General features: G+C 71.3%; 1 protein-coding gene. It reads left to right on the top strand.

All coding sequences use genetic code 11. The features are described from left to right. On the top strand, positions 1-310 hold a 310-nt coding region (locus ACLZOT_RS51440), incomplete at both ends, for a flotillin domain-containing protein (protein ID WP_416976172.1).

Here is a 310-nt window from a genome sequence, read left to right on the forward strand (position 1 = left end):
GGGGCTCGCGGACGCCGAGGCGACCAAGGCCAAGGGACTCGCGGAGGCGGAGGCCATCAAGGCCCGTGCCGCCGCCCTCGCCGAGAACCAGGAGGCCGTCGTCGCCCAGCAACTCGCCGAGAACTGGCCGGAGATCGTCCAGGCGGGCGCGTCCGCGTTCGGCAACGTCGACAACATGGTGGTGCTCAACGGCGCCGACGGCATGGCGGACATGGTCGCCAAGGCGCTCACCATGGGCGGGACGGGACTGGGTCTCGCACGTCAGCTGCTGGCGTCGATGCAGAAGAACGGGCAGGCACCGGAGGACGGC

The organism is Streptomyces sp. 4F14 (genome assembly GCF_048159485.1).
GTDB lineage: Bacteria > Actinomycetota > Actinomycetes > Streptomycetales > Streptomycetaceae > Streptomyces.